This is a genomic window from Comamonas testosteroni (assembly GCF_030505195.1).
Taxonomy (GTDB): domain Bacteria; phylum Pseudomonadota; class Gammaproteobacteria; order Burkholderiales; family Burkholderiaceae_C; genus Comamonas; species Comamonas testosteroni_G.
Map to the genome: position 1 here is coordinate 5498333 of NZ_CP129672.1, position 26343 is coordinate 5524675.

At 58.6% G+C, this 26343-nt stretch carries 31 protein-coding genes; 14 read left to right on the forward strand and 17 right to left on the reverse strand.

What is annotated here, in order from left to right:
• Positions 1 to 15: 15 nt before the first annotated feature.
• Complete coding sequence (gene dapC, locus QYQ99_RS25450) at positions 16 to 1221, reverse strand: succinyldiaminopimelate transaminase (protein ID WP_302090556.1); 1206 nt, start codon at positions 1219 to 1221, stop codon at positions 16 to 18.
• 189 nt (positions 1222 to 1410) lie between these two features.
• Between dapC and QYQ99_RS25455 the strand changes: the two genes are divergently transcribed.
• A complete protein-coding gene (locus QYQ99_RS25455; protein ID WP_302090557.1) occupies positions 1411 to 2904 on the forward strand; it encodes a methyl-accepting chemotaxis protein in 1494 nt (497 codons plus the stop codon).
• A 90-nt stretch (positions 2905 to 2994) separates the two neighbouring features.
• Here QYQ99_RS25455 and QYQ99_RS25460 read toward each other — a convergent pair whose 3' ends face one another.
• From QYQ99_RS25460 to dusA, 3 genes are all read right to left on the reverse strand, one after another.
• Entirely contained in the window at positions 2995 to 3657 is a 663-nt protein-coding gene (locus QYQ99_RS25460; protein WP_302090558.1) for an RnfABCDGE type electron transport complex subunit B, read from the reverse strand.
• A 29-nt stretch (positions 3658 to 3686) separates the two neighbouring features.
• Complete coding sequence (locus tag QYQ99_RS25465; RefSeq protein ID WP_302090559.1) at positions 3687 to 5120, reverse strand: polyhydroxyalkanoate depolymerase; 1434 nt, start codon at positions 5118 to 5120, stop codon at positions 3687 to 3689.
• A gap of 171 nt (positions 5121 to 5291) precedes the next feature.
• Positions 5292 to 6284: a tRNA dihydrouridine(20/20a) synthase DusA gene (gene dusA / locus QYQ99_RS25470; protein ID WP_302090560.1), complete on the reverse strand. Its 993-nt coding sequence runs from the start codon at positions 6282 to 6284 to the stop codon at positions 5292 to 5294.
• A 156-nt stretch (positions 6285 to 6440) separates the two neighbouring features.
• Between dusA and QYQ99_RS25475 the strand changes: the two genes are divergently transcribed.
• Complete coding sequence (locus tag QYQ99_RS25475; RefSeq protein WP_302090561.1) at positions 6441 to 7532, forward strand: tyrosine-type recombinase/integrase; 1092 nt, start codon at positions 6441 to 6443, stop codon at positions 7530 to 7532.
• 160 nt (positions 7533 to 7692) lie between these two features.
• Positions 7693 to 9480 carry a hypothetical protein gene (locus QYQ99_RS25480; protein WP_302090562.1) on the forward strand — a complete coding sequence of 596 codons (1788 nt, stop codon included), beginning with the start codon at positions 7693 to 7695 and terminating at the stop codon, positions 9478 to 9480.
• 195 nt (positions 9481 to 9675) lie between these two features.
• On the opposite strand, the gene QYQ99_RS25485 is transcribed toward QYQ99_RS25480, so the two are convergent.
• The 8 genes from QYQ99_RS25485 to QYQ99_RS25520 are packed head-to-tail and all read right to left on the reverse strand — an operon-like array spanning position 9676 to position 14090.
• Complete coding sequence (locus QYQ99_RS25485) at positions 9676 to 9927, reverse strand: pyocin activator PrtN family protein (protein WP_302090563.1); 252 nt, start codon at positions 9925 to 9927, stop codon at positions 9676 to 9678.
• Positions 9924 to 10343, reverse strand: coding sequence for an ASCH domain-containing protein (locus QYQ99_RS25490; protein WP_302090564.1), 420 nt, complete (start codon positions 10341 to 10343; stop codon positions 9924 to 9926). The genes QYQ99_RS25485 and QYQ99_RS25490 overlap by 4 nt, the downstream gene beginning before the upstream one ends.
• Positions 10340 to 12508: a ParB/RepB/Spo0J family partition protein gene (locus QYQ99_RS25495; RefSeq protein ID WP_302090565.1), complete on the reverse strand. Its 2169-nt coding sequence runs from the start codon at positions 12506 to 12508 to the stop codon at positions 10340 to 10342. Before QYQ99_RS25495 ends, QYQ99_RS25490 begins: the two co-directional genes overlap by 4 nt.
• Positions 12508 to 12735 (reverse strand): hypothetical protein, encoded by a 228-nt coding sequence (locus QYQ99_RS25500; protein ID WP_302090566.1) that lies wholly within the window; start codon positions 12733 to 12735, stop codon positions 12508 to 12510. The genes QYQ99_RS25495 and QYQ99_RS25500 overlap by 1 nt, the downstream gene beginning before the upstream one ends.
• Positions 12732 to 12911 (reverse strand): hypothetical protein, encoded by a 180-nt coding sequence (locus tag QYQ99_RS25505; protein ID WP_302090567.1) that lies wholly within the window; start codon positions 12909 to 12911, stop codon positions 12732 to 12734. Before QYQ99_RS25505 ends, QYQ99_RS25500 begins: the two co-directional genes overlap by 4 nt.
• Complete coding sequence (locus QYQ99_RS25510; protein ID WP_294261559.1) at positions 12908 to 13045, reverse strand: hypothetical protein; 138 nt, start codon at positions 13043 to 13045, stop codon at positions 12908 to 12910. The genes QYQ99_RS25505 and QYQ99_RS25510 overlap by 4 nt, the downstream gene beginning before the upstream one ends.
• Complete coding sequence (locus tag QYQ99_RS25515) at positions 13042 to 13797, reverse strand: hypothetical protein (RefSeq protein ID WP_302090568.1); 756 nt, start codon at positions 13795 to 13797, stop codon at positions 13042 to 13044. Before QYQ99_RS25515 ends, QYQ99_RS25510 begins: the two co-directional genes overlap by 4 nt.
• Positions 13794 to 14090 carry a hypothetical protein gene (locus QYQ99_RS25520; RefSeq protein WP_302090569.1) on the reverse strand — a complete coding sequence of 99 codons (297 nt, stop codon included), beginning with the start codon at positions 14088 to 14090 and terminating at the stop codon, positions 13794 to 13796. The genes QYQ99_RS25515 and QYQ99_RS25520 overlap by 4 nt, the downstream gene beginning before the upstream one ends.
• Positions 14091 to 14412: 322 nt before the next feature.
• Between QYQ99_RS25520 and QYQ99_RS25525 the strand changes: the two genes are divergently transcribed.
• On the forward strand, positions 14413 to 14571 hold the full coding sequence (locus QYQ99_RS25525) for a hypothetical protein (protein WP_302090570.1): 159 nt from the start codon (positions 14413 to 14415) through the stop codon (positions 14569 to 14571).
• Between the two features lie 77 nt (positions 14572 to 14648).
• Positions 14649 to 15176 (forward strand): hypothetical protein, encoded by a 528-nt coding sequence (locus QYQ99_RS25530; RefSeq protein WP_302090571.1) that lies wholly within the window; start codon positions 14649 to 14651, stop codon positions 15174 to 15176.
• Positions 15177 to 15191: 15 nt separating this feature from the next.
• Here the strand turns inward: QYQ99_RS25530 and QYQ99_RS25535 are convergent, their stop codons facing one another.
• From QYQ99_RS25535 to QYQ99_RS25545, 3 genes are read right to left on the reverse strand one after another with little or no spacing between them, the layout of a single operon-like run.
• The gene (locus QYQ99_RS25535; RefSeq protein ID WP_302090572.1) at positions 15192 to 16085 is read right to left on the reverse strand and encodes a hypothetical protein; all 894 of its coding nucleotides are present in this window, start codon (positions 16083 to 16085) and stop codon (positions 15192 to 15194) included.
• Positions 16007 to 16909 carry a HipA family kinase gene (locus QYQ99_RS25540; RefSeq protein WP_302090573.1) on the reverse strand — a complete coding sequence of 301 codons (903 nt, stop codon included), beginning with the start codon at positions 16907 to 16909 and terminating at the stop codon, positions 16007 to 16009. Before QYQ99_RS25540 ends, QYQ99_RS25535 begins: the two co-directional genes overlap by 79 nt.
• Complete coding sequence (locus QYQ99_RS25545) at positions 16906 to 17334, reverse strand: helix-turn-helix domain-containing protein (RefSeq protein ID WP_302090574.1); 429 nt, start codon at positions 17332 to 17334, stop codon at positions 16906 to 16908. Before QYQ99_RS25545 ends, QYQ99_RS25540 begins: the two co-directional genes overlap by 4 nt.
• Before the next feature lie 81 nt (positions 17335 to 17415).
• On the opposite strand from QYQ99_RS25545, the gene QYQ99_RS25550 reads away from it, so the two are divergent.
• Complete coding sequence (locus tag QYQ99_RS25550) at positions 17416 to 17649, forward strand: transcriptional regulator (RefSeq protein WP_302093271.1); 234 nt, start codon at positions 17416 to 17418, stop codon at positions 17647 to 17649.
• Entirely contained in the window at positions 17646 to 17903 is a 258-nt protein-coding gene (locus QYQ99_RS25555) for a hypothetical protein (protein WP_302090575.1), read from the forward strand. The genes QYQ99_RS25550 and QYQ99_RS25555 overlap by 4 nt, the downstream gene beginning before the upstream one ends.
• A gap of 107 nt (positions 17904 to 18010) precedes the next feature.
• Here the strand turns inward: QYQ99_RS25555 and QYQ99_RS25560 are convergent, their stop codons facing one another.
• Positions 18011 to 18277: a hypothetical protein gene (locus tag QYQ99_RS25560; RefSeq protein WP_302090576.1), complete on the reverse strand. Its 267-nt coding sequence runs from the start codon at positions 18275 to 18277 to the stop codon at positions 18011 to 18013.
• A 120-nt stretch (positions 18278 to 18397) separates the two neighbouring features.
• On the reverse strand, positions 18398 to 18625 hold the full coding sequence (locus QYQ99_RS25565) for a hypothetical protein (protein WP_302090577.1): 228 nt from the start codon (positions 18623 to 18625) through the stop codon (positions 18398 to 18400).
• 376 nt (positions 18626 to 19001) lie between these two features.
• On the opposite strand from QYQ99_RS25565, the gene QYQ99_RS25570 reads away from it, so the two are divergent.
• From QYQ99_RS25570 to QYQ99_RS25600, 7 genes are all read left to right on the forward strand, one after another.
• Complete coding sequence (locus QYQ99_RS25570) at positions 19002 to 19412, forward strand: hypothetical protein (protein ID WP_302090578.1); 411 nt, start codon at positions 19002 to 19004, stop codon at positions 19410 to 19412.
• A complete protein-coding gene (locus QYQ99_RS25575) occupies positions 19412 to 20473 on the forward strand; it encodes a toprim domain-containing protein (protein WP_302090579.1) in 1062 nt (353 codons plus the stop codon). The genes QYQ99_RS25570 and QYQ99_RS25575 overlap by 1 nt, the downstream gene beginning before the upstream one ends.
• Positions 20466 to 22133 (forward strand): primase-helicase family protein, encoded by a 1668-nt coding sequence (locus tag QYQ99_RS25580; protein ID WP_302090580.1) that lies wholly within the window; start codon positions 20466 to 20468, stop codon positions 22131 to 22133. The genes QYQ99_RS25575 and QYQ99_RS25580 overlap by 8 nt, the downstream gene beginning before the upstream one ends.
• Positions 22134 to 22583: 450 nt before the next feature.
• The gene (locus QYQ99_RS25585) at positions 22584 to 23174 is read left to right on the forward strand and encodes a hypothetical protein (protein ID WP_302090581.1); all 591 of its coding nucleotides are present in this window, start codon (positions 22584 to 22586) and stop codon (positions 23172 to 23174) included.
• Positions 23171 to 25345, forward strand: a complete 2175-nt coding sequence (locus QYQ99_RS25590) for a phage terminase large subunit family protein (protein WP_302090582.1) — start codon at positions 23171 to 23173, stop codon at positions 25343 to 25345. Before QYQ99_RS25585 ends, QYQ99_RS25590 begins: the two co-directional genes overlap by 4 nt.
• Positions 25345 to 25842 (forward strand): hypothetical protein, encoded by a 498-nt coding sequence (locus QYQ99_RS25595; protein ID WP_302090583.1) that lies wholly within the window; start codon positions 25345 to 25347, stop codon positions 25840 to 25842. The genes QYQ99_RS25590 and QYQ99_RS25595 overlap by 1 nt, the downstream gene beginning before the upstream one ends.
• A 117-nt stretch (positions 25843 to 25959) precedes the next feature.
• Entirely contained in the window at positions 25960 to 26343 is a 384-nt protein-coding gene (locus QYQ99_RS25600) for a hypothetical protein (protein WP_302090584.1), read from the forward strand.

Below are 26343 nucleotides of genomic sequence, written 5' to 3' on the forward strand. Positions count from 1 at the left end.
GGCCTTGGATGTGGATCAGCGGGTACGGGATTCGATGAATTGTGCAATACGCTGGGCGGCTTCAAGGCATTCCGCCGTTTCGGCCACCAGAGCCATGCGAATGCGATTGGCGCCGGGGTTGAACCCCTGAGCCTCACGCGCAAGGTAGCTGCCTGGCAAGACCGTCACGCCTGTATGAATATACAGCTCTTTGGCGAATTGTGCATCATCCATGCCCAACTCCGATGGAATGCCTGCCCAGAGATAGAAGCTGGCATCGGGCAGCTTCACGTCCATGACTTGGGACAGCACGGGCGTGACCTGCGCAAACTTCTCGCGATAAAGGCGGCGGTTTTCCTGCACATGGGCTTCGTCGCCCCAGGCCGCAATCGATGCCGTCTGCACCACGGGACTCATGGCGCCGCCGTGATAGGTGCGATAGAGCAAGAAGGACTTGAGCAGAGCCGCATCACCCGCCACAAAGCCGCTGCGCAGTCCGGGCACATTGCTGCGCTTGGACAGGCTGGTGAACATCACCAGATTCTTGAAGTCATGGCGGCCCAGCTTTTGGGCAGCTTCCAGACCGCCCAGCGGGGCTTCTTCCTGGAAGTAGATCTCGCTGTAGCACTCGTCGCTGGCAATCACGAAGCCATGCCTGTCGGACAGGGCAAACAGCTTCTCCCATTCGCCGAGCGGCATCACTGCGCCCGTGGGGTTGCCGGGCGAGCACACAAAAATCAGCTGTGTGTGTTGCCATACCTCCTCGGGCACTGCATCCCAGTTCACGGCAAAGTTGCGCGCAGCATCGCTGGCAGCGTAATAGGGGGTGGCTCCGGCCAGCAGCGTCGCACCTTCGTAGATTTGATAGAAGGGGTTGGGGCAGATGACACGCGCACCGGCCTTGGTGTTGTCCACCACGACCTGGGTGAAGGCAAACAATGCCTCACGCGAGCCATTGACGGGCAGAACCTGAGTGGCAGCATCCAACTCGATTCCATAGCGCTGGTTGGCCCATTTCGCACAGGCCTGGCGCAAGGCCGGCAGACCGGCGGTGGCAGGGTAAACGGACAAGCCCTGCAGTTCGCTGCTCAATGCTTTTTCAATGAACTCCGGCGTGGCATGGCGTGGCTCTCCGATGCCAAGACTGATAGGGCGCAGGCCCTCAGGTGGTTGAGCCGAGGCAAACAGTTGGCGAAGACGTTCAAACGGATAAGGCTGTAAGCGCGAGAGCAGGGGGTTCATAGGTACACATTATGGGCTGATGCCATTTTCGCATGAGAAAACAGCGCTCATAGTTTTGAGTTTGCGGGTTTGCAGGCTCCGGTAATTGCAATTTGTTACGTAAGCTGGGCGACAGAGCAAGTGGCTACCGTGAGCGAGCTGCGAGGTCAGCAAACGAAGTCAACAACAAAAAACGAATGGAGACACGCAATGCAAAAGCGCATCTTGCCCGACAAAAAAAACCGCGTACGAGTGAGGAATTCCGGACTGTTGTGGTTGGGGCTGCCATGGCTGCTGGCGGGGCCTGTTTTGCCTGTGCTGGGCCTGGGCGGGACATGGCAACTGGGCTGGTTGCTGCTGTGGGTCATGGGAGTGCTGTTGTGGGTCGGCACTCTTCACAGGAGCTGGCAGCAGCAGTGGCTGGACATGCAGCTTACGCTTGAAAGAGTCGCTCATGGAGACCTGAGTCTGGGCGTCGCCGGAGAGCCGCAACAAGGGCTTTCCGCATCAAGCCTCACCAAGTCCATGGTGCAGGCGCTGTCGGCCATGGTGGCCGATGTTCGCAGCAATGCGGCCCTGGTGGCCCAGGCTGGACAGAGTATGGTCAAGGACCATCAGGCCTTGTCTGAACGAACCGAGATGCAGGCGAGCAATCTCGCGCAGACAGTGGTCAGTGTCGAGCAACTCACCGCAGCGGTTGAGCAAAATGCGGAAGTGAGCAAGGCAGCACATTCCCGCGCTGACGGCGTTTGTGCCGCTGCCGATCAGGGCGCCCAAGCCATGCAGCATGCGGTGCAGTCGGTGGAGCTGATCGAGCGCAATGCCGGGCGCATGCGGGAAATCATTGGCGTGATTGACGGCATCGCCTTCCAGACCAATATTCTTGCCCTGAATGCAGCGGTGGAGGCAGCCAGAGCCGGTGAACAGGGGCGTGGCTTTGCTGTGGTGGCCAGTGAGGTGCGCACGTTGGCCCAGCGCAGCGCCGAAGCAGCCAAGGAGATTAGACAACTGATCGGCGAGACCGTGCAGCAGGTCACTCAGAGCACGCAGCAGCTACGCAGTGCAGGCGAGGAGATCCACGGAGTGACGCGGGCCATTCACGATGTGGTCGCCCATATGGGGACGCTTGCGGACACGGCCAGCAGCCAGAGCTCCGGTCTTCAGGAAATCAGCAATGCCGTGCGTCAGATCGATGAAATCACCCAGAACAACGCCCAGATGGTAGGTCAAGCGCTTCAGCAGGCGCAGGAGTTACAGCTGCGCGCCCGGCATCTGTCGGATGCGGTGTCGCGCTTCAGGCTGCAGCAGGGCACGGCCGAGGAGGCGGTGGCTCTGGTGAATGCGACCATGCGACAAGCCAAGAGCTCGTCCAGCGTTGCCAGCCTGCTGCAGACGGTCACCGATCCCTCGCAGCCGTTCCACGACCGCGACATGTATGTGTTTGCCCTGTCTTCCGAGGGGGAGTACCGGGCCTTCGGCGGTAACCCAGCCAAAGTAGGGCTGCGCGTTCAGGATGTGCCCGGCATCGACGGTGACAGTCTGATGGCCGACATCATGGCGCAGGCCGAGCTTCGTCCGGGCTGGGTGGAATACGACTACATCAACCCCAGCAACCAGCAGGTGCAGACCAAGATGTCCTATGTCTGCAAGCATGCAGACTTGTACTGGGGCTGCGGTGTCTACAAGAGCCTGGTCAGTGCCTAATGCGGTCCTGATTGGCACTTGTCGCCACTGATTTGTTTCTGCATTGGGAGCGCAAGCGTTTTTTTTCAAGCGCTGGAGGCTGATTGGGTATCAGGCTCCTGCGCGCAGGGCTTTAGCCCTGGCCAAAATGGCTGCAAGCGTGGCCTTTTTGTCTGTGGGGGGCGTTGACGGTGTGTCGGCTTGAGCGCCAGCTCCTTCAACTGGGGTTTGTGCCGTGGTGCGTACCGGTGCGTTGGCCTTGCGACCCGTACGCAGCAAATGCGCGCAATAGCGGCTGCGGGCCTGCTCGGCCTGCTCAGTACTCCAGGCGGACCAGCCTGTGGCTTCAGAGCTGGCATTGACCAGCTCTATGCAATCAACGGGGCAGACAGGAATACACAACTCGCAGCCCGTGCAATGCTCGGCAATCACGGTATGCATGCGCTTGTTGGCACCCAGAATCGCATCGGTAGGGCAGGCCTTGATGCACAGCGTGCAACCTATGCACCAGGCCTCGTCTATCACGGCCAGGGCACGAGGCGCTTCCAAGCCGTTTTTGGCGTTGAGCGGCAACTCCAGCCTGCCGGTGATGGTCGCGAGACGGCGCACGCCTTCCTGGCCGCCGGGGGGGCATTGGTTGATGGAGGCTTCTCCGCTGGCAATGGCCTGGGCATAGGACGCGCAGTCGGGATAACCGCAGCGCGTGCACTGTGTCTGGGGCAGAGCTGCATCAATGTTCGCAGCCAGTGCTTGAAGCGAGGAGGCTGCGGACATGGATGAGTTCATTCTGGTCTGGTGAGCCTTTATGCCCTGGCGCGATACGAGCCGCGTCCTTTCTGGGCAAGGGCGCTATTTTCACCTGTTTTCGCGGTCTTGGCAGGCTTGTCGGCATGGGCCTCATGGCTTTCCAGCTCGGCCCCGTCATCGCTGACGCTGCTCAGGTGACCGGCGGCACTGGCGGCCGTGGCGCTCGCGGGCTGGTGTGACAGGATAAAGTCGCGCACCTGGGGGTAGACAGTCTTGCGCCAGCGGCTGCCGCTGAAGATGCCGTAGTGGCCGGCTCCTTGCACTTCGATATGGTGGCGCGCCTCGGCAGCGATGCCGGCACACAGGTCATGGGCAGCGCGGGTCTGGCCTGCGCCTGAGATATCGTCCAGCTCGCCCTCCACCGTCAGCAAGGCCGTGTTCCTGATGTCCTGCGGGCGAACCAGCTCGGGCTTGCCTTGCTCGTTCTTGACTTTCCAGGTGCCCTTGACGAGCTTGTACTCCTGGAACACGGTGGCGATGGTTTCCAGGTAGTAGTCGGCGTCCATGTCCAGTACGGCGTTGTACTCGTCATAGAACTTGCGGTGATGCTCGGCGCTGGCTTCGTCACCCTTGATCAGGTCCTTGAAGTAGTCGTAATGGCTGTTGGCGTGGCGGTCGGGATTCATGGCCACAAAGCCCGAGTACTGCAAAAAGCCCGGGTAGACACGGCGGCCGGCACCGGGGTAATTGTTCGGTACTTCGTAAATGACGTTGTTCTCGAACCACTCGTAGCTGCGGGTTTCGGCCAAGTTGTTCACGGCCGTCGGTGAGCGGCGCGCATCGATGGGGCCGCCCATCATGGTCATGGACAGCGGTGTGACTTCGCCACGGCTGGCCATCAAAGAGACCGCCGCCAGCACCGGCACCGTGGGCTGGCAGACGCTGACTACATGGCACTGGCCATAGCGCCCTTGCAGATAGCGAATGAACTCCTGTACATAGTTCACATAGTCGTCCAGGTGGAATTCACCCTCGGACAGCGGCACGATGCGGGCATTTTTCCAGTCGGTGATATAGACCTTGTGGCCTCCCAGCATGCTTTGCACGGTGTCGCGCAGCAAGGTTGCGTAGTGGCCGGAGAGCGGGGCCACGATCAGCACCACAGGCTGGCTGAGCATGAGATCCAGCGTTTCTGGGTCGTCGGAAAAACGCTTGAAGCGGCGCAGCTCGCAAAACGGTTTGTCGATCTCCACGCGCTCGCGGATGGTGACATCCACGCCGTTGACTTCGACGTTATGCAGATCGAACTCGGGCTTCTCGTAGTCCTTGCCCAGGCGATACATGAGGTTGAAGCCCGCAGCCATGCGCTGGGCCATGGGCACCTGGCTGAAGACCGAGTGAGGGTTATTGTAGAACTTGGAGGCGGCCTGGGCAAAGTCTGCAAATGGCTCGACCATTGCGCGTTGCATTTCGTAGATCTGATAGAGCATGGGACGCACTTTTGCGGGTTATGTTGCAGTGCAATATAACAGCAGAGTTTGACATGCGAAGTAGTGAATTCCCTTCAAATGATGGATCTTGCAGGTATTGCGCAACGCAGGCCGGAGCTCACTGAGTTTGAAAGTAAAAAAGCTGACCGACGTCAGCTTTTTCATGAGTGCTCAAAGCATCTGCTCTGCGAGCTCCCTTTGAATCTCGTTCGGTTTGGTGCGGGCCAGTTTCATGACCTCGTGCGGCGGCAGGGTCTTGAGGCGGTGATCACTCCAGACCTGCCGCCAGCGGCGTGCACCGGCGAGACCATTGCGCAGCCCCAGCATATGCCGTGCAATCGAATACCAGTGCGTGCCATGCTCGCGCGCTTCGCGCTCCATATACAGCACCATCTGCTCTTCGATCTCCTCTCGTGTGCGTTCCCTGCTCTCGTCCTGATAGTAAAGAGCATCCCAGGACGACATCCACCAGGGGTTGTGACAGGCTTCACGGCCCACCATGACTCCATCGACCTGCTTCAGCTGCTGCTGCACTACGTCGTCGGTCTTGATGCCGCCGTTAACCGCGATCGTCAGGCCCGGAAAGTCACGCTTGAGCTGAGCCACGACCTCGTAGCGCAGCGGCGGGATTTCACGGTTTTCTTTGGGGGAGAGGCCTTTGAGCCAGGCGTTGCGAGCATGAACCACAAACACCTGGCAACCTGCGTCGGCGACGGTTCCGACGAAGTCACGCACAAAGTCGTAGCTTTCGATTTTGTCGATGCCGATCCGGTGCTTGACGGTGACCGGCACGGACACCACATCTGCCATGGCCTTGACGCAATCGGCTACCAGTGCGGCCTCGTTCATCAGACATGCACCGAAAGCGCCGCGCTGCACGCGTTCGCTAGGGCAGCCGCAGTTGAGATTGATCTCGTCATAGCCCCATTGCTCGCCCAGGCGTGCGCTGTGCGCCAGATCGGCCGGCTCCGAGCCACCCAATTGCAATGCCACAGGATGTTCTTCGGCCTCAAACCGCAAATGGCGAGCCACATCGCCATGCACCAGAGCTCCGGTTGTTACCATTTCGGTGTATAGCAGGGTGTGCTGGCTTAGCAGGCGGTGGAAGTAGCGGCAATGCTTGTCTGTCCAGTCCATCATTGGCGCCACGCTCATGCGCCACATGTTGTCAAGTTGTTGATTTTGTTTGATGTTTTGGTCGTTCATAGCATAAAAACTGTGCCGTGGTGCCTTGGAAATACGCCTTGTTTTGCCCGATTTTGCCTATAAGCTCCACTCGCGGTGCTACATTGAGGCACCACGAATTTCATGGTGCCTTGTATGGGAACAATCACTCAACGCAAGAGAGCGGATGGCTCGATCTCATTTCGTGCGCAGGTCCGTGTGCGGCAGGGAAATGAGTACCTTCACGGCGAGTCCAAGACCTTCACCAGGCGAGCACTGGCGCAAGAGTGGATCCGTCGACGTGAATTCGAAATAGAGAAGGCAACTGCCAGCGGGGAGCCGATCAAGGGCCACGTCACTCTGAAACAGATACTTGAGGATTATGTCAGCGATGCAAAAGGCATCGTGGCATGGGGGCGGTCCAAGACGGCAGACATCACCCGCTTGCAAAAGGCAAAGTTGGCGCACCGGGATGCCCGGCATCTGCGTGCCATTGACTTCATCGATTACGCCAGGTGGCGGCGCACTGAAGATGATGCAGGCCCGGCCACGGTGCTCAACGATATCGTCTGGTTGCGCCAGGCCTGCCTGGGGGCTGTGACGCGCTACGGCATGAACAAGCTGGTTCAGGAGCTGGATGCCGCCAAGCAGGAGCTGCTGCGGCTCAAGGTCATCTCCAAGCCACGCCGGCGCATACGCCGCCTGAAGGCTGAGGAAGAGGCTGCGCTGAGGGAGTACTTTGCCAAACAAGAGGCGCGCGCCTCAATTCCCATGCTGCAGATATTCGATTTTGCGCTGCTGACCACGCGGCGCCAGGAAGAGATCACCACGCTCAAGGTTGCCGATGTGGACTTCGGTAGTCGCGTGGGCTGGCTGGATGATGTGAAACACCCCAAGCTCAAGACTGGCAATCGACGCTGCTTTCGGATGCTGGAGCCTGCGTTGGAGTTGATCAAGCGACGTATCGAATCAGGGCAGGCCGGCGAATTGGTCTTTCCCTATAACCATCGCAGCATCGGCTCCAGTTTCACGCGTGCGTGCAAGCTTCTGAACATCCCGGATCTTCGATTCCATGATCTGCGACATGAGGCCATCAGCCGATTGTTCGAGCGTGGTTACAGTATTGAACAAGTGGCGCAGTTTTCTCTTCATGAGTCTTGGGCTTCATTGAAGATATATACGCACCTTGATCCTGCAGATATACCGGAGTTGGCTGGTAAAGACAGGGAGTTACTGATGAAGACGTGAAAAATTATAAAGCTTGGCCTGACTATCCTCAGTTATTGCAGATGCAGTTATCTGCAATAAAGTTTTTCTAGATGGAAAATTTGGCAAGTGCCTCTTTAATTAAACCATTAGTATTTTATTAGTGAATAATAGAGATTTACATTTGAATTAGAAATACTACATGTCCTATAAATTTCAAAAACCATTTGCATCTGGAAAATTAATGAAAAATAATAGTGTTGATTTGAGTGGTGGCACCGTGTCTAAGTTTTCAAGACCAAAGGTGTATTTGATGGACCTTGACGCTTCGGTGAAGGAGTCATTAATTGAATCCGGAGTAAATGTAACTTCGGGGTCTTTTGGAAAAGTATATGAGGTGAGTCGAGGTTCTGATTTTGAAATATTTCTTGACTCTTCGGAGGTAAAGGGGCATGAAGAGCAGGAAATTATATTCATCGATATGAGCTACAGTGTTTCGAAATCTAGGCATGGTAAACCGGTTTTTTCCGAGGGGGAAAAGGGTATCTATATTAAACGTACCCGAGGGTTGATTGACTCTCGTGGGGTAGTTGCAAATAAACTGAGAAAGAATTTCGATAAAATAATTGCCACCGGTGGTGTGGTTGTTGTATTTGCATCTGCAAAAACCAACATGGAACATTTTGCTGCCACATTGAATGCTGGGAGTATTTGGCATCCAGAACTAATGAATATTGATGAATGGTCATTTCTTACTGCGCTTGGAAGTCTCAAAGCTTCAGATCTGGAGGGGGAAGAAATTACAATCTGCGAAACTCGAACTTCCTTAGGTAAGGTGCTGGCCGCAAGATCCGCTGAAATGCGCTTTGAGTGCACTATCGACCCTGATTTTTACTCGGAAAAGCAGTGGGTTACTCTTGCAAAAAATAAGTTTGGCGAAACTGTTGCATTGGAGAGAGTCTATCCAGATGGTGGGGCGGTAATCGTTCTGCCGCAAATTTCAAATAAGGCAGATTTTATTAAGCAGATGCTTATGGAGGTTTTTCCGGAGCGATTTCCTCATCTTTTTCCTGGAATTGAAAAAGGGCGATGGACTCACTTACCAGAGTACGAACTTTCAAATGTGAAACAAATGTGCGAAGCACGAGAGAAAGAAGTTGAACGACATAATCGGGAAATGGATCGAATAGCTGCTGATATTGGGGCTGCTCGCCAGGCTGATGGATGGTTGCACGAGCTTCTAACCCAAACTGGCGATCCGTTAGTAGCGGCTGTTATCAAAGCTCTCGGCGAAATTGGCTTTGATTCGGTTGTGGATATGGATGAGATTCTTGATAAGGAAAACCGGTCTCGACGCGAAGATCTTCAAATAAGAGACAAAAGTCCTACATTGGTTGTTGATATTAAGGGTATCAGCAGTTATCCTAGTGATGAAGACACAATGCAGGCGTCAAAACATGCTGCACTTGTTATGCGTGAGGAAAAAAGAGTCAATGTAAATGGTCTTTCGATTATTAATCACCAGAGGCATTTAGCTCCTTTGCAACGAGACAATGATATGCCATTTAGGGCGGAAATTGTGGAGGTTGCCAAACATCATGAGTATGGATTAATTACTACATGGGATATTTATAAACTATTGATGAATAAACGTAGGCACTCATGGGATGCAGATAAAGTAATTCCAGTTTTATACCGGCATGGTCGAATAGAAGCAGTCCCTGGGCACTACATTTTTATCGGTTGTATTACTAAGGTATGGGAGCATTCTTTTGGGGTCGATATTGTAGGTGGCTCATTGAGCGTGGGCGATACGGTGGCGCTTGAATATGAAATATTCTTTGAAGAGTCTGTTGTTGAATCTCTGCAAGTTGAAGGTAAAAGCAAGCAAGAAGCAATTTTCGGAGATAAAACGGGTATTCCTTGGCCTATTTCTCTGCCGCGTCCTCGTAAGGGAATGCGGGTCTTTGTCATCAAGGCTGGTGGTTAGAAATATTCCATGCTTATCTAGCCTAACTATTCTGAAAAAGAAATGTATCGTTAAATGGATGCTTAGTTTCTCTAGGTCATCCAATGTGATGCATAACGGATTGCTGGGATAGGTTTCTAAGGTAAGTCTTGGCAAATCATATGAATCGTTCTTTTGATGACGCACGCCGAACTGCAATCGCCAAATCGTCTGGTGTCAGCACCTCACAGCTCTCCATTCCTGTTCAGCCTGAATCTTCTTCTGATCGATGTACGCAGCCAGCTTGCTCGCGTCCATGAACCACTGACTCTTGTTGGACCCCAGCCGATAAGCAGGCACAGGCAATGCCTGCCTATTCGCTGCCTCACCCGCTTTTTTGGGGCTTAGGCCGAAGAACTCCATGCAGCATTTCTCCAGCGGGATGTTCACGTCGCCGTAGATGGCGAGCAGTGCGAAGTGTGTGTTCATGGTGCGGCCCTCTCTTTATGCTCAGGCGCTGAGAGCACGTCCTTGGGGACGTTGAAGAAGTTGAGCTTGCCCTTCCAGGGCTTGAACTCGATGGCGCGGCTGTTGCGCAGCACAAAGGCCCAGCTGCCTTCCTGCTTCCACTTGGAGGGGTGCTCCTGCACGCAGTCGGTCACATGCGTCCAGCCTACAAAGCCGCCGCGCCGCAGTTCGTCGTAGTCGGGCAGATCTGCGGGCAGCAGGCCCATGCCGTCCAGCTCCTGCACGACCTGGTCGTAATAGGCGCGGGTCAGGGTCAGGCCTGCGTGGATGAGCAGGCGGCCGCGAAAGTTGGTGGGCCAGTCGCGGTTTTCTATGTCCTTGTGGCCGTTGACGATGAGCCAGGCCCAGGGTTGGCGAATGCTGAGGGCGGGGATCATGCCAGTGCCTCCTGTGCTTCAACGGCCTGCAGTTCCGTGTAATCGGCGCTGATGACCCAGCGCTCCGTCATGTCCGTGGGCTGGGCGTGGGGGTCTGCCGGCAGCTCGATCAGGAATGCGCGGTCGCCCATCTTTTGCTTGATGACTGCCAGTCGCTGGCGTGTGGGCAGCAAGGCCTTTTCAGCGCCGCGCAGGTCGACCTTGATGCGCACGGTCTGGCCGGGCTCGAATGCGGTGGCGCTGGTGGCGGCGTCTGCCGCCTGCATGGCTTGCGCAATGGCCGCGCTGGCTTCCTGCTGCCTGACCTTGGGCTCGGTCTTCTTGCTGGCAGGCTTGGCCGGCGCCTTGCCTGCACGCTGGGCGGCCTCGGCTTTCATTTCGACCTGCACCTGGTTCCGGATGCCTGCCAGGTGCAGGTCGGCCAGGTTCTGCAGCTCTTGCAGGTAGCGGAACTCTTCGGGCGAGTCTGTCGCCAGATCCTGGGTGCACACCATCTGCATCATGGCAATGAGGAAGGCGGGCAGCTCCTGCTCCGCAAGCGATTCCAGTGACTCCTGGATCTCATAGGCGGCGTCGTCGCCATCGTCATCGATGCAGAACATCGCCTTCAGGTACTTTTGCGGTACGTCGGCGGCCAGCTTTTTCAGAACGTATTGCGCAATGTTGGCGGGGATGTGGTCCACCGCATCGGCGGGGCAGGTCTCCAGCCCGGCAATCGTTGCCTCCACCGCGCGCTCGCGCCAGCGGCGTTCGTATTCGGCTTGCAGCGTGGCGCGGTCAGGTGCTGCGGCCTGGCCCTTGGCCTTGTCGGCCTTGGGCGCTGGCTTGGCTTTGGCCTCCTGCGCTTTCTCCTGCACGGCCGCGCTGGCGGCGTGCACGGGCACGGCTTCGGTAAAGCTGCCGCTGGGTGTTTCGATCAGCACCACGCGGCTGGCGGGCACGTCCTGGCCCAGCACCTGGCGGGTTTCGGCCTTGCTGCCCTGGCTGGCCTTGTCCAGCGCGATATAGCCGCGCATGGTGCCGGTCTCGGTGGGCATGATGTCGCGGGCGGCCTTGCCGCTGATGATCTGGCGACCCGCCTGCACGGCATCGGCCTTTACGCGGGCCAGGTGGGCCTCTTTCTTGTCGGCAAAGCAGGTGGTGTCGGTGCAGGCGTCCGGGCCTTGCTTGTCCCACAGCTCGGGCGTGGCGCCGGTGCGCTTGGGGCAGTGGGTGCAGGTGCCGGCCTGGGGGCAGAGCAGGGCGTCGGTCAGGTCGAACGGGGCCTTGTCCAGCTCGGTCATGTAGTTGCGGCGGGCCAGGTCCTGGGCGCTGCGCAGGCTCATGGTGCCGCCATCGGGGCCGCCGGTCAGCACGCGCTCGGTGAACTCTTCCTGTATGGCCTGCGTGGGGCGCTGCAGCACCAGCAGTGCGAGGCTGCGGGACATGCGGCCTTCCTTCAGCGCGGCCATGGCCTTGGGCGACAGGGACAGCAGGCGCAGCGTCTCATAGACATGGGTGCGGCCCTTGCCAATGGCGTCGGCCGCGGCTTCGCGGGTCAGGCTGAACTCTTCAATCAGCCGCTGCACGCCGTGGGCTTCTTCCAGCGGGTTCAGGTCCTTGCGGTGTAGGTTCTCGATGAGCTGGATCTGCAGTGCCTCCAGCCCTTCGGCGGTGCGCAGCAGATAGGGAATGGTGCGCAGCCCGGCAATGGCTGCAGCGCGCCAGCGGCGCTCACCCGCGATGATTTCATAGGCGGCCTTGCGCGTTTCGGGGTTCTCGAAGGTGTCCTGCATGCGCTCGGGTGGCAGCCTGCGCACGATGATGGGCTGCAGCACCCCATAAGCCTTGATGGTTGCGGCCAGTGCGTGCAGCTCATCGTTCTCGACCACGGTGCGGTTGGTGCGGCTGGGCGCAAACTGGTGCAGCGGGGCCTGGGGCTGCTCTGCCTCGCCCGCCGTGGCCTTGAGCTGGGGCGTGACGCCATCCAGCGTCATCAGCGTGAAATCGGCCATGGGCAGGGTGACCAGCGTGCCGTCGCAGTCCAGTTGGTACTGGCGGCCGTTGGGCGTCTTGCCCACCACCCTGGCTTTGCGGCCCGCCTGCGGCAGCGGGTGGCCCTTGTTCGTGGTCGCGTCGTGGTTGATGACGACCTCGCGGTCGATCAGCGGGTCTTTGGTAGCCATTACTTCGATTCCTTGAGATTGCGCACTGCGGCCGTGGCGGCCGCACGGCGTGCCTGCACCTGGTCGGCGGGCAAAGCTGCAAAGCGGTGGCAGCTGGTTTCGGCGCTGAAGGTGTGGCCGGGCGTGGGGTAGTGGCTGCAGTTGGCAAAGCCCAGGGCCACCATGCGCGGCGACGTTTTCTCGGGCTGCCAGTGCTTGCAGCGTTTGCAGGCGGGTTGCTCCATCACAGGCAACCCCAGCGCAGGCACAGGTAGAGCGCGGCCCAGAAGGGCGCCGTCAGGGTGAGCGCCATCACCACGGCCAGTGCCACGGCCATGCCAAACAGCACGCGGCGCTGGCGGCGCAGCTCTTGTGCCAGTGCGGTGTCGTGGCGCGTGATGAAAAGGGTGTGGCGGCTGCTCATGGCTGCACCCGCAGGGCCGATGCGCTGTGCACGCCAAAGATGCATTGCGCGATGACGATGGCGACGCTGGCCGAGGTGTACAGGCCGTAGTAAGGCTTGCCACCGGGTACTGTAACTTTGTACAGCTGGGTCATGCGGCCCCCTGATCGTTGGTGGCCGTGGGTACAGGCGCCTGTACGTCGCTGCAATCTGCCTGAGAAGCGACTGGCTCTACACTGGCCTGATGTTTACTGGAACCATTGTCAAAATCAGCAGTGACGGTGAGCGCTTCATCGTCGAGTACCCCTGGGCTCCCAAATCCCGGGAGTACAACGTCTTTATGCTTGCGCAGCCCTGCAACCAGGTGACGTTGAAGGTAGGGGACCTCATAAGCGGTCGCCTCAATTCCATGCTTCATGAAAAGCTCAAGCGCCTGTCCGACGGAAAAGAGTTCGAAGCCTCCGGGCAACTGGGGGCGGAGAGCTACGAGCTGGCGATGAAATGCATCTGATGCGCGGTGCCTGGGCCCGATGGGCAGGGCACCGCAAAGCTGCAGCAGGGTGATCAGCCCGCACTGGCGGCCATACCAGTGATTCCAGATGGAGCTGTCTTTGCCTTCGTCGCGCAAACGGTCCAGATTGCGCTCTGCCAGCCAGATGTGCTCGCTGGCCTTGTCCAGCACTTCCTGCAGCGAAGTGGGGTGCACCGTGGGTTCCGAGTCGCCGTCCCAAAAGCCTGTGCGCTCGGCTTCGCTCTGCAGCAGTTTTTCTGTGGCGGCAATGTGCTCGCGCAGGTTACGCACCAGTATGGGCGCGAGCTTCTGGCGAAATTCATCGGTGTTGTCGCAGATCGCGATGAATTCGGCTGCCGATTGCAGCGTGCTGTGCAGCTTGTTGGGCGTGCTCATGGCTGCACCCCCGACGCTTGGGGCTGCGCAGGTGCGCCTGCATCGAGCTGATCCGGCACCACGACTAAGAGCTTTTTTGTTGCCCAGTCGTTGATGCTGGTGTTGGCCACCCGGCAGGCCAGCTGCACGCGCAGGGTGTCCAGCGCAATCAGCGTGACATGGATCTGGGTGCGCAGCTTGACCAACAGCTCGGTGACTGCGGGTTGCTGGGCTGTGTCGTCTTCAAAGCCAGCGACAAACTGCTCTGCTTGTTGTAGCGCCTCCAGCTGCGCCAAGAGTGGGGATTGCGACATCTGTGACTCCTTTGAGGGAATGTGAGTCACGATAGTAAAGCATTGATTTATCAAAATCAATTATTGCTTTACTTATTGTGGCTTGCTGTCGCGTACAGAAAGGTTGCCACAAGTGCTAAATAGTGCAGAATGGTGCTAATTGGTGTGTCACACACCAAGGCCAGAGGCCAAGCAACAGCCGTGAGGTTGCTGTCCCTGAAGTGCTGAGACGCTGAGCCAGCGCGGAGACCCCAAAATGACTACAGAAACTTTGAAAAGCAGGGCGCCAGTACGGTCGTCCAGGAGTGCTGCACCCCGAAAAACCACTCAGAAGAAGCTGGATGTGACTGTTGTGCTGTCTGAAAAGCAGCAGCAGGAACTGGCTGAGATGGTTGACTATGCCCAGGAGTTGAGCAGCAGCAAGAAGAAGTCCATCGACTTCCTGAAGCGCGCTGGCATCTTGAATAGCCGAGGCAATCTCGGCAAGGCCTATCGCGGCTGAGAATGCTGGAGACCCCGTATTACGAGTCGCAGCCCAGTGTCATCCTAGGCTTTCACGGCTGTGACGAAAAAGTCGGCATGCGTATCCTTTGCGATCCCGAGGAACATCTCACGCCGTCGGCCAAGAGCTATGACTGGCTGGGCAGCGGCATATATTTCTGGGAAGGCAGCTTGGCTCGTGCATGGGATTGGGCAAGAAGCTATGAGTCCAGGGGAAAGATCAAGAAGGCCTTTGTGCTGGGGGCTGTGATCGACCTCAAACACTGCCTTGACATGTTCGATTCCGGTTCTTCCGAGCAGGTCTTGGCGGCGTACCAGTCCCTGGAATCCTTCATGCACCAGTCTCAGACGCCTATGCCCGAGAACACGGGGGCTGCGGCGCTGGACAAACCCGCCCGCCATCTGGATTGCGCAGTCATGAACACCCTGCATCAGATGCGCAAGGACAGAAAGCTGCCCGCCTACGATTCGGTGCGTGGTGCCTTCCTAGAGGGCAACGCGATTTACCCCGATGCGGGCTTTCGTAGCCACACGCACATTCAGATCTGCGTGCGCACGACAGCCTGTATCAAGGGCTATTTCAAACCCATCAATGCTCAAGCATAAGCGACTGCTTTCCAGTCAGGCGACGCGGCGCTCTTTACTGGAAACACGCTCCGCTGCAGCCATGGGGTTGGGCTCTGTTCGAGCGACAATTTTTTGTCCGTCAGCGAGTGCCAGAACCTGATTGATGGCCCGTTTCTGAATGGGATCGTTCCGATCTCCAACCATCAGCAATTCAAAGATCTCGGGCTTCTCGTCTTCCAGCAAGCCGATTTTTTTGCTGGGTTTTTTGAGAATTCGCTTCAGCGCCGAGAGCTCGAATAGCTTGCCATAGGCTCGTTCCGTATTGCCCTCCAGTCCTCGAACATTGCTTGTGACCTGCAGAAAATAGCAAGCATAGTTCTGCCCCAAAAAATCTACTTGGAGTGGATGGGTCTCTCCGCCCAACGTGAGCTTCTTGTTGAAGCGTTTGGCGAGGTGCTTGGCATTTGTGTCGCGCTGGATCGCAGATTTGACGCGGCTCACAATTCCATGATTACGCTGCTGCTGTGTGATGACATAAGCATTGAGCAGCGTATGTACGGTGCTGCATCGGCGGAGCATCAACTCCAGTGCTTCATCCGCACTAGCAGCTGAAAATCTGCTCAGATTCTCAATACGAGCATTGGAGAATGGCGGTGTCCATGTTTCTGCTGGCTGATGCTTCCAATGCTCCAGCAAGGAGTTGCATAGATGCTGTGCCACGGTGTGCAGCGCCTGTCCAGCCACGCCGAAAGCGTGCTCCGCCTTACGCTCATCGATGGCGCAAATTGCTTGTACATAGCCATCTTCAGTGCGAACGACTACGCCAGCGCATAACTTTTCCGAACTGGTGGGCTTCGGAGCGAACTCAATTACTGCGCGCCAGCCACTGACTCGTCCTTCGTTCCAGTTGACGTCAGCTTCAGTTGCGGGTGGCCAAGTCGGTTGCATAGTAGTTCGTAGGTGATGCCGAGACGCTGCTCGATAAACGTAATCAGTTCTTTAATCTGAGATTTTTGTTGCCAATGACTGGTGTCCGCGTACTCAACGATACCGGGGATATCCAATGGCCCAGCTACCTCAGCCAACCATTGGCCGAGACCTTCCAGCACTTGGTGACACTGCTCTGCTGTGAAAGTTTTCATCGGTATGGCCAATGCGTTTTCAAAAACTCCATCCGCCAACTCATTCAACGGATAAAGGGTGCGGAACGCGCCGCCAAAGGCCTCTGCGTGATCAATGATATGGAGACTCTTGTCCCTGAAGATGATGTTGCCAAAATTGCGGTCACCGTTGGCAACCCATTCATCAAAGGCAACAACTTTAGCCCAGTCTGCCCATTTAGTGAGCAAGGAAATGGCAGCTTTTTTGTCGCTGCGGAGAAACTGAAGAAAAGTGTCTCCGCCTAGATCTTTTGTTGCAACGCAGAGGGCGGCAGAGCCTTGCTTGATGAAGGCAGAGTGAGGTAGGTGACCAGGTGGAATGTGGACTATGAAAACCTCTGGCGCAGGCAAGTCAAGAATGCGGGCCAAGCACCCACAGACTGCTTCGGCGATCAGGTTATCTGATGAACCTACTCTCAAATATAGAGAAATAGACTTCTGATCGGGGTCCGAAGAATCGTAGGCATCACCTAACCATAACTCATCAAGCTTTTCAGCGTCCGAGTCACGGGGGACCAGGCTGGCACCTTCGTTGAGAACTAGGTGCCTGATGCGCTCTGGCACAGGGACAAATGTGTCTTCATTGGCTGGTGCCAGTGAAGGCGAGTTCAAGGCGTTTGCTTGAACCGACTGGCTAGTTGGTCGATCAGTGTCCAATCTTCATCCCTCAGTGCATTTTTTTTGGCCAGCAGTGCCAGCTTGTTGATTGTTTGCAAAGACCGCGGACTGGCCTGAAGTCGCCAGTCAGAGAAAGCTTGGCTAAGCAGATCCTCTGCCGTTGGTTCGGGATCCTGTGAAGCGAGAGGTGTCTCCTGCTCAATGCTTAGCCACCATTCGAGCGGCTTCCCTGTCACTTGTGCAAGCTTTGGCAAGTGCTTCTTATCGATTCGACCTGTTTTTTTCCAGCCTTGAACTGCTTGTTTAGAGACGCCACACGCGTCTGCGATGTCTGACTGCTTGACCTTTGTGTCATCAAGAACTAATTCAAGTTTTGCAGCTAATTGTTGAGCAGTTGAAAGCATTGCTTTAGTTTTCATCGCTGATGTTGAATGGTCAATGCTTTACTTTCACAAGCATTGCTTTACCATTGGGGTATGAAGCAGCCTCAAAACACTCATATGCAGAGGGCAGCAGTACTGCTGGGAGGACAGTTGTCTCTTGCAAAAGCTTTGAAAGTTACACCGCCAGCTGTGAATCAATGGCTAAGCGGTAAGCGGCCAGTCCCAGCAGAGCGATGTCCTTCTATTGAGCGATTGACGGGAGGCGCAGTTACCTGCGAGCAACTGCGCCCAGATGTGGAGTGGAGTTTTTTACGGCAGTCATCACAGCCGTTGGATGAGGGCGGGCAATGAACACGATGCCCCCCGTCTATCTGGAGGCAGGAGTGCGCAATGTGCTGCCGTTCTGCGAGGACCGCAGACGTGTTGGCCTTGGCTTTGACATTCCCGGCCAGGAGACGGTGCGCGTGGCACTGACTCTGGAAAGCGCCCGGGTTTTGATGACCAGCCTTGAGGAATACATCAAGGAGGCGGAACGCCCCAAGCCGCGTGAGTGTGCGGTTTGGGAGCTGATGGGGTGCTCTCAACCACCTCAGGAAAAGATATGAAGTCGCTTCATGAGACGTTGCGCTGGTACGCGCAAGCCAGCGCACGCGCAGCACTGAATACAGGGCAGGAAATGCATGTATGGGAAGCGCGTGCCTTTGCTCGGGCCTTACGCCTTGTGATTGAGGATGCGCATCGCCGAGGGGAGATTGAGGCCGGAGAACTGGACGATGGCACTGATGCTCTCGTCGCGGCGCTCCACCCAAAGATCCTTGCTGCCCGTCGTGCCCAGATCGCCCAACAGTTTCCAGCCCGGCTCGATGGGAATGCTGGTGAAAACCTCGATCACGCAGTAGCAGCCTGTTCCGTCCTCGACAGCGAGAAAGCCAGTGGCTTGCCCGATGGCAACGACTGAGCCGGTTCGATTGTCTTGCATCTGAAATTCCCGAAAGTAGGTAGTCAATGAAAAGCTCAGCAGGTATTCCGCTGGATAGCTTGGAAGTCCGCTTCACCGCTTGGAGCGATTCCAAGCGGTTTGTTGTTGCAGGGCCTGCGATCAGCTCGCAGCAGCCGTTGCCGCTCTGTGCAGATCCAGCAGCAAAGTCTCTGTCGCCAGATCGCCGCGCTTTTCTTCGAGCTTGGCCAGGCGTGCCAGGTCGTTGGCAAAAGCTGTTTGCTTTTCTTCGGGCAGCTGTCGCACGGTGGCGAACACCAGCGCGCCGAGGGCGTTGACGATGGCGTTCATGGATTCGGCGTTCAAAGGCTGTTGGGTTTCGTTGCTCAAGCTTGTCTCCTGTGTGGGCTTCGTGGGTGCCAGGGGGCGTTGTGCCCTCGGGTGCATTGTCCGTCACCGGGCTGAAGTGCCCGGTGGCGGTTTTTTTGCGGCGATGAATGCTTGTGTGGGGCATGGGCTGAAGTCTTGCCGGCCTGCAGCCCAAAGTCATTCCGACGGGTTCCGACTTTTTCGGAACGCGTCGGAACCCTTTGCCTATAGAGCACGAATTTCGTGGGCCGTTTTTCGTGATGCAAATCAAGGCTTTGCTATGCCTTTTAGCGGTGTATTTGGCTTGCAGATTGCGCTGGAGAGCATTTCGTGGGTGTTCCGACAAAGTCGGAACCCGTCGGAACGTGTCAGCGCTGGACTACAGAAGGGCTAGACGATGGAAATCAGCCTGGATTACGAGGACGAGCTGGACGCCGCACGGGAGGCGGTGCGCCATGCCGGTGGAGCGAAGAAGGTGGGGCCGCAGATGTTCCCGGACAAGTCGGTGGAGTCTGCCGCGCGCTATCTGATGGATGCGCTGAACCCGGCGCGGGCCGAGCGGTTGACGCCTTCACAGGTGCTGATGCTGATGCGCCTGGCGCGGGAGGCGGGCTTTCATGGCTTTGCGACCTGGTGGATGCGGCAGGCGGGCTACCAGGCGCCGGTGCCGATTGCCCCGGTGTCAGAGGCTGCTGTGCTGACGGCGCAGATCAGCATTCTGGTGCCGAGGCTGGAGGAGTTGCTGCACCAGGCAGCGCGGCTGCAGCAGGCGAACCAGCCAACAGGCACACAGGGCGGGGTGGCGTGATGGAGAACTACCAGGATGTGCTGAGCCAGATGGAGCTGTTTGGCATTGAGCTGCGCGACAAGGATTTGCCTTTGCGGCTGGACAAGGGCAAGCGGGTGACCTGCGGCAAGGGCGGCAAGGATTGGTACAAGCTGTACCTGTTTACCCCCCAGAACACGAGCAAGCAGTGGGTGACGGGCACGTTTGGCACCTACCGCGCAGGCGGCGACTGGCGCAAGGTGCTGGTGGACTGGGCCGAGCTGAGCGAGGAGGAGCGCGGCCGTATGAAGGCGGAGCGCGAGGCCAAGAAGGCCGCCGCAGCCGCCGAGCGTGCCCAGGAGATTGCGAATGCCAGCGCGGATGCGCTGACGATCTGGCGCAAGGCGGTGGCGACGGAGACGACGCCGTACCTGGAGCGCAAGCAGGTGATAGGGGAGACCTGCCGCATGCTGGCCCAGAGCCTGACGCTGCGCTGGCCCGCCCAGCGCAAGGGTGAGGACGATACGGTGTGGACGCTGCCGGCCGGCACGCTGGTGCTGCCGCTGATGCGCTATGACATGCCGCGTGCGGAGGCAATGCGGGGTGTGCAGTTCATCAAGCCGGATGGAGCCAAGATTTACCTGCGCCAGTTTGACAAGCCGGGCTGCTGCATTCGGCTGGGTGAGATCGACGCCAGCACGACGCTGCTGCTGGTGGTGGAGGGCTATGCGACAGGCGCCACAGCCCGCCGTGCCACGGGCTACATCTGGCCGGTGTTTGTGGCAATGGATGCGGGCAACCTGGCCCATGTGGTGCCGCTGCTGCGCGGGCTGTACCCGAATGCCCGGATTCTGATTCTGGCCGATGACGACTATCTGACCCGCGACAAGCGCACGGGCCAGCTGAACAACCCTGGCCGAACGGCCGCGAAGGCGGTGGCCCGCAAGACAGAGCGCTGTGACTTTGTCTGGCCTGTTTTCAAACCCACGAGCCGTGGCCCGAAGGACACGGACTTCAATGACCTGCATGTCCTGGAGGGGCTGGGCGCGGTGAGCGACCAGTTGGCGGGCGTGATCCGGGAAATAAGCAAGCACTATGGCTGATAACGATACAGAGATGGAACAGGGCGGGGCGGCAACGCCACCGCCGCCTGCGGCCGCAGAGCCGCAGGCGCTGCCTGCCCCCGACGCGAAGGCGTCGCTGGATGGGTCTTTGGCTGCGGGCGAGTCTGCAGCGGGGTCTGTGGTGCGGGTGGATTTTCAGGCGGGGGTACGTGTGCCGCCAGAGGCCGAGCTGCCCCTGCCCCCCGGCCCCCCGAAGAAGCGCGCTGTTGCGCGCTCCAAAGGGGATGGGGGGCAAGAGGAGGGCGCTGAGGATAGCGCCGAGAAGCCCGTACAGAGCCGCAAGAAGGAGAAGACGATTGACTGGGGCAAGTTCAACCATCTGATTGAAAACTTTGCCCTGATCTACGGCACGGACACGGTGTGGGATGACTCCGAGCGAATGATCATGAAGATCAGCAATATGGGGCACGCCCACGGCAGCCAGCTGGTGGCGATGTGGAAGGCGAGCGAGAAGCGCCGCACGATCCGCGCCGACGAGCTGGTGTTTGATCCGACAATGAAGTGCGACACCGAGCGCTTCATCAATATGTATGAGGGGATGGCGATGGTGCCCAAGAAGGGCGACGTCAACCCGATTCTGGACCTGATCAGCTTTCTGGTGAGCCGGGCCACGCCGGATGAGGGCGACACGGGCGATGTGATGCATTGGCTGCTGTGCTGGCTGGCGTACCCGCTGCAGCACCCGGGCGCCAAGATGCGGTCGGCCGTGGTGATGCATGGCGATGAGGGCGCGGGCAAGAACTTCCTGTTCGAGACAGTGGTGCAGATCTACGGCAAGTACGCGAGCATCGTCGGCCAGGACGAGCTGGACGACAAGTACAACGATTGGCGCAGCTGCAAGCAGTTTGTGGTGGGCGACGAGATCATGAGCCGGGCCGAGCTGGTGCACAACAAGAACCGGCTCAAGGCCTTGATCACGACGCCGACGGTGCAGATCAATAGCAAGTACCAGATGCGGCGGGAAGAGAAGAACCACATGAATATTGCGTTCCTCTCGAATGAGCTGATTCCGCTGGCCCTGGACAACACGGACCGGCGTTATCTGGTGGTGTACACGCCCAAGGCCCGGGAGGACCAGTACTACATCGACCTGGGCGTGTGGCGCGACAACGGCGGGGTTGAGGCGTTCTATGAGTACCTGCTGACTTATCCGCTGGGCGACTTCAGCCCCTATACCAAGCCGCCCATGACGGAGGCGAAGACCAATCTGATCGGGCTGAACCGCAAGAGCCCCGAGCGGTTCTGGGCGGAATGGTCTGAGGGCGAGCTGGATCTGCCGTACCGGTCCTGCGCGCGGTCGCAGGCGTACCGGGCCTATATCAAGTGGTGCCAGCGCACGGGCGAGCGGTATCCGTTCAACGAGACGCTGTTTTCCAGCACGCTGACGCGGTTCTCGGACACACAGGGCAAGCCGGCCCGCATCAAGGGCATGAATGTGACCCGCCCCGGACACGCAAGAAAGACCCAGCGCATGTTGCTGGTGACCGAGCCTGACTTTGGCGAAGGCGAGAGCAAGCAGACCGAGGGCGCATGGGCCACGCATGCGGTGGAGTCCTTCGAGGACGAGCTGCGCAAGTACCTGGGCTATGGCTCAGGCTCCCCGACCCCTGACTCTGCGACAGCAGAAGGGAATGAATAAGGAATGGACCCGATGAAGCGTTACGACGTTACAGCAGGCCGTAACACGCAAACCCAGCACTGGCGCGGTTTGTTACGAGGTTACGACGTTACGACCTCCCACACGTATGCAGGTGCAGGCGTGCGCAGATGCGCACATACATGGGCGCGTGCATGTGCGAGCGCAGCGGGTGTAACACCGTAACGTCGTAACAAGCGAGGCGTGGCGCGGCTTGCGCTGTTACGCGCGCCCGTAACGCTGTAACTACTTCATTTATTTCTTAAGGAAGAAAAGGAAAAGAGAGATGGAGAAGGACCTGGAGCTGTTGACCAAGGGCATCGCCTGCGCCGGGCCCACCCCCCTTGTAGGTACTCCTGCCGCTCGGATTCATGGGGGTAATTCGACCCCCTCGGGTACGCCAGTGGCTGAGTTTTCCAAAAGTGAACGAACTGGTGAACGCCGGGAGGCAAAGTGAACGTACGCGTGGATCTGATCTCTCAGGCCGAGTACGCCCGCCGCCGTGGCGTGGCGAAGTCGGCAGTGGCGAAGGCCGTGAAGGAAGGCCGCATTACCTTGGTCGAGGGCAAGATCCATCAGACCCTGGCCGATATCCAGTGGGCGCAGAACACCCGCACGCGCATCGATGGCGGGCGCCCAGCAAGCGAGCAGGGCGCAGGCATGGGTGAGGCAGCCCCGGCCGCCAATAGCGCGCCACAGGCCCCGGAAACGCCTCAGGTCAGCTCTGCTCAAGAGGTGCTGGACCTGCGCGTGCGCAAGGAGAAAGCAGCGGTCGAACGCGAAGAGCGCGAAAACGCCCGTGAAGCCGGCCTGCTGGTCAGTCGCTCCGCCGTTCGTACTGCGGTGTTTGATGCCTTTCGAGCCCTGCGCGACGAGATCCTGAGCGCGCCTGTGCGTGCGGCACCGGCGGTGATCGGCCTGGGCGACTCCCGCGACATCGAGCGCGTGTTCTCGGACGAACTGCGCAAGGCCTTTGCCAACGCTGAAAAGCGCATGCGCGCCTATCTGCCCGCCGAACGACCTGCTGAAACGGAGGTCGAATGAATCTGGCCGATGGCTACACGCTGATGATGGAAGCCGCGATTGACGCTTCGCGCCCAGACCCCGAGCTGCGCTGTGATGAGTGGGCGGAGGAGTTCATGGTGCTGCCCAAGTCCGGCCCCAAGCCGGGCATCTATCGCTTTGACCACAGCTACCCGGCCCGGCGTGTGCACCAAGTGCTGTCGCCGGCACACCCGGCCAAGCGCGTGGTGGCCAAGGTCGCGTCGCAGATGTTCAAGACCCAGACGGCGCTGAACTGGATTGCCTCGCTGATTCACCGCCGGCCGCGCAACATCCTGGCCCTGCAGCCCACGGATACCCTGGTCAAGCGCTTCTCGGCCCGTGTGGCAACGATGATCCGCAATGTGCCCGAGCTGACGGAGTGCGTGGCCGCCGCCAAGAGCCGCGATTCGCGTAACACGACCCAGGCCAAGGATTTTCTGGGCGACGCCACGCTGTACATGAACACCGCTGGCTCGGCAGCCAATCTGGCCGAGGTCTCGGCGCCCTACATCTACTTTGACGAGATCGACCGGGCCGAGCAGAACATCGACGGCGAAGGCGACCCCGTCACGCTGGCCGAGGCGCGTGCCACCCAGTACGCCAACGATGCCAAGTTCTTCTACACCTCCAGCCCGAGCATCGAAGGCATCTCCAAGATCGACAAGCTCTACGACAAGGGCACGCAGGAGAAGTACTTTGTGCCTTGCCCGCACTGCGACCACCTGCACCCGCTGGAACTGGAGAACTTTCACTATGCACGCGACGAGGAAACCGGCTTCATGGACCGTGCCTGGTTTGTGTGCCCGGAGTGCGGCTGCGAGATCGATGAGCGCCACAAGGTCACCATGCTGCCCGACGAAGCTGCAGGCGGCAAAGCGCGCTGGGTGGCCACGGCCACGGGCGATGGCGAGACGGTAAGCTTTACCTGCTCGGCCTTCTATATGCCCATTGGCGCCCAAACCTGGTTGTCCTTGGCGCGCTACTACGCCTTTGCCAAGGAAGCCATCAAGGTTGGTGACCACTCATTCATGCAGGTGTTCTACAACACCCGCCTGGCCCTGAGCTACCGCAACAGCGAGACCACCACTACCGCCGCGCAGCTGCGCCGCCGTGCCGAGAATTACCCGCTGCGCGTGCTGCCTGACGCCGCACTGGTCGCCACGATGACGGTCGACACCCAGGGCGACCGGCTGGAGTGCCAGATCGAGGCCTGGGGGCCGGGCATGGAGCACTGGGTCATCGACTACATCGTGCTGCCGGGCTCTCCCACCGAAAGCGCAGACGCGCCTGGCAGCGTGTGGCAGCGCCTGGACGAGATCAAGCGCACGCCGCTGCTGCACGCCAGCGGCAGGCTCATCCCGATCAGCGCCTACGGCATTGACTCGGGCGGTCACCACACGCAGGACGTCTACAACTACGGCATGGCCCGCAAGCGGCTCAACTGCGTGGTACTGCATGGCTCGCCCCGCCCGCACAGGCCCATCATGAGCAGCATGCCCAGCAAGGTGGACATCGACTGGGGCGGTACCAAGGTCAAGGGCGGGGTGGAGCTGTGGACGGTCGGCACAGACGTTGCCAAGGACTGGCTCAGCAATCGCATGCAGCAGACCGAAGGCAGTGGTGCCATGCACTTCCACCAGGATCTGCCGCCCGCCTGGTTCGACATGATGGTCGTGGAGCAGCCGCGCATCAAATTCATCAAGGGCCGGTCAATACGCGAATGGTTCAAACCACCAGGCGCCCGCAACGAGGCATGGGACTTGTCTGTCTACAACCTGGCACTGGCCCACCAACTGGGCCTGCACAAATGGAGCGCAATGGACTGGAAGCGTCTGCGCGACAAGCTGATTCCGCCCAACCTGGACCTGTTTGCACCCGCGCCAGTTCAACCAGTCGCGCCTTTGCCCATGCCGGAGCCTCTGCCGTCCGTGGCATCAGCGCCCGTCAGCGAGCCTGCGGCGCCTCAACCCAACCCCACGCCAGAGTCTGAAACCACGGCACAGACCGTACAGGCGCCTGTACCCCCGCCGCAGCAGCCTGCGGTCAGTGAGCCCGTTGCTCCTGCCCCACCAGCTGTGCCGGCCCCGGCACCACAGGCCCCCATGCCCGTGGTAACCGCCATCAACAGAGCACCCGTGGGGCGCCGCATACTTTCGAGAGGGATTCGCTAATGTCCAACCACCACCAGACTGACCCCGAGGCCCCGCGCCTGGCCGCTGCCGCCCCGCAGGCCGATGAAGCCCCGGCTGCAGACAGTGAAGAGCAGCAGGATCTGGACGCGCTGTGCGAGCAATGGGTGCGCTGGAAGGCCACGCGCCGCTTTTACGCGCCACCGTCCAAGATTGGCTCCATTCTTGGCCAGCTCAGCGGAGCGCGCACCAGACCGCTGAAGACTGATGGGCCAGATGCCATCTGCAGCGCGGAGCTGGCGGCGTTTCACATTGCCTATGTGAGTCAGCCCGACGCGCTGGACAAACGGGTTTTCGACCTGTACTACGTGCACCGCGTTGCGCCGGTCAAGACTGCGGCGGCTGCGTTGAACATCAGCCGTAGCCATTTCTATCTGGTGCTGGGAGACTTCCGCAAGCGGCTGTATGCTGCGGCGCAGGCGGTGCTGGAATTCAATCTGCAGGCGGTGACTGCAGGTAGTGCGCGGTATGGCTTGTAGCTGCAAAAGAATTTCAAGAATACTTCACATCTGTGAACAAGCGTTGCCGATTGCTCAAAGATCTTTTTTAATTTTTTTTGTTTCTTGGTATCCTTGTGTTCAGAGAAAAATCACCAAATGAATAAAGACATTCAGGTCAAACCTTACGGATTGGTGGCAGACATGTCGCTTACTTACCAAGACTTACTGAAGCGTCGCAAGGCGGTAGAGGAAATTGTCAAGTCCCATCGAGGTCGGGGTTGGCGCGCTCTCCCGAAGCAGACGCTTGTCTACGGCTCGCCCATCGACATGAGTAAGAAGACTTCCAAGGCTACGCCGATGACTGTTGTTGTCGACCTCAAGCCTAATGCAGACATTCTGGATTTAGCAGACATCAGCGAGGAGCTGTCCCACCTCTTCAATCAGGAGGTCACAGTCAACTCCTCTGGAGGCATCTCAAGCAAGGTGCTGGGAGGTGCTGTCGAGGTCAAGGAAGACGGTCGCTTCTTCTTCGCCGCCTGA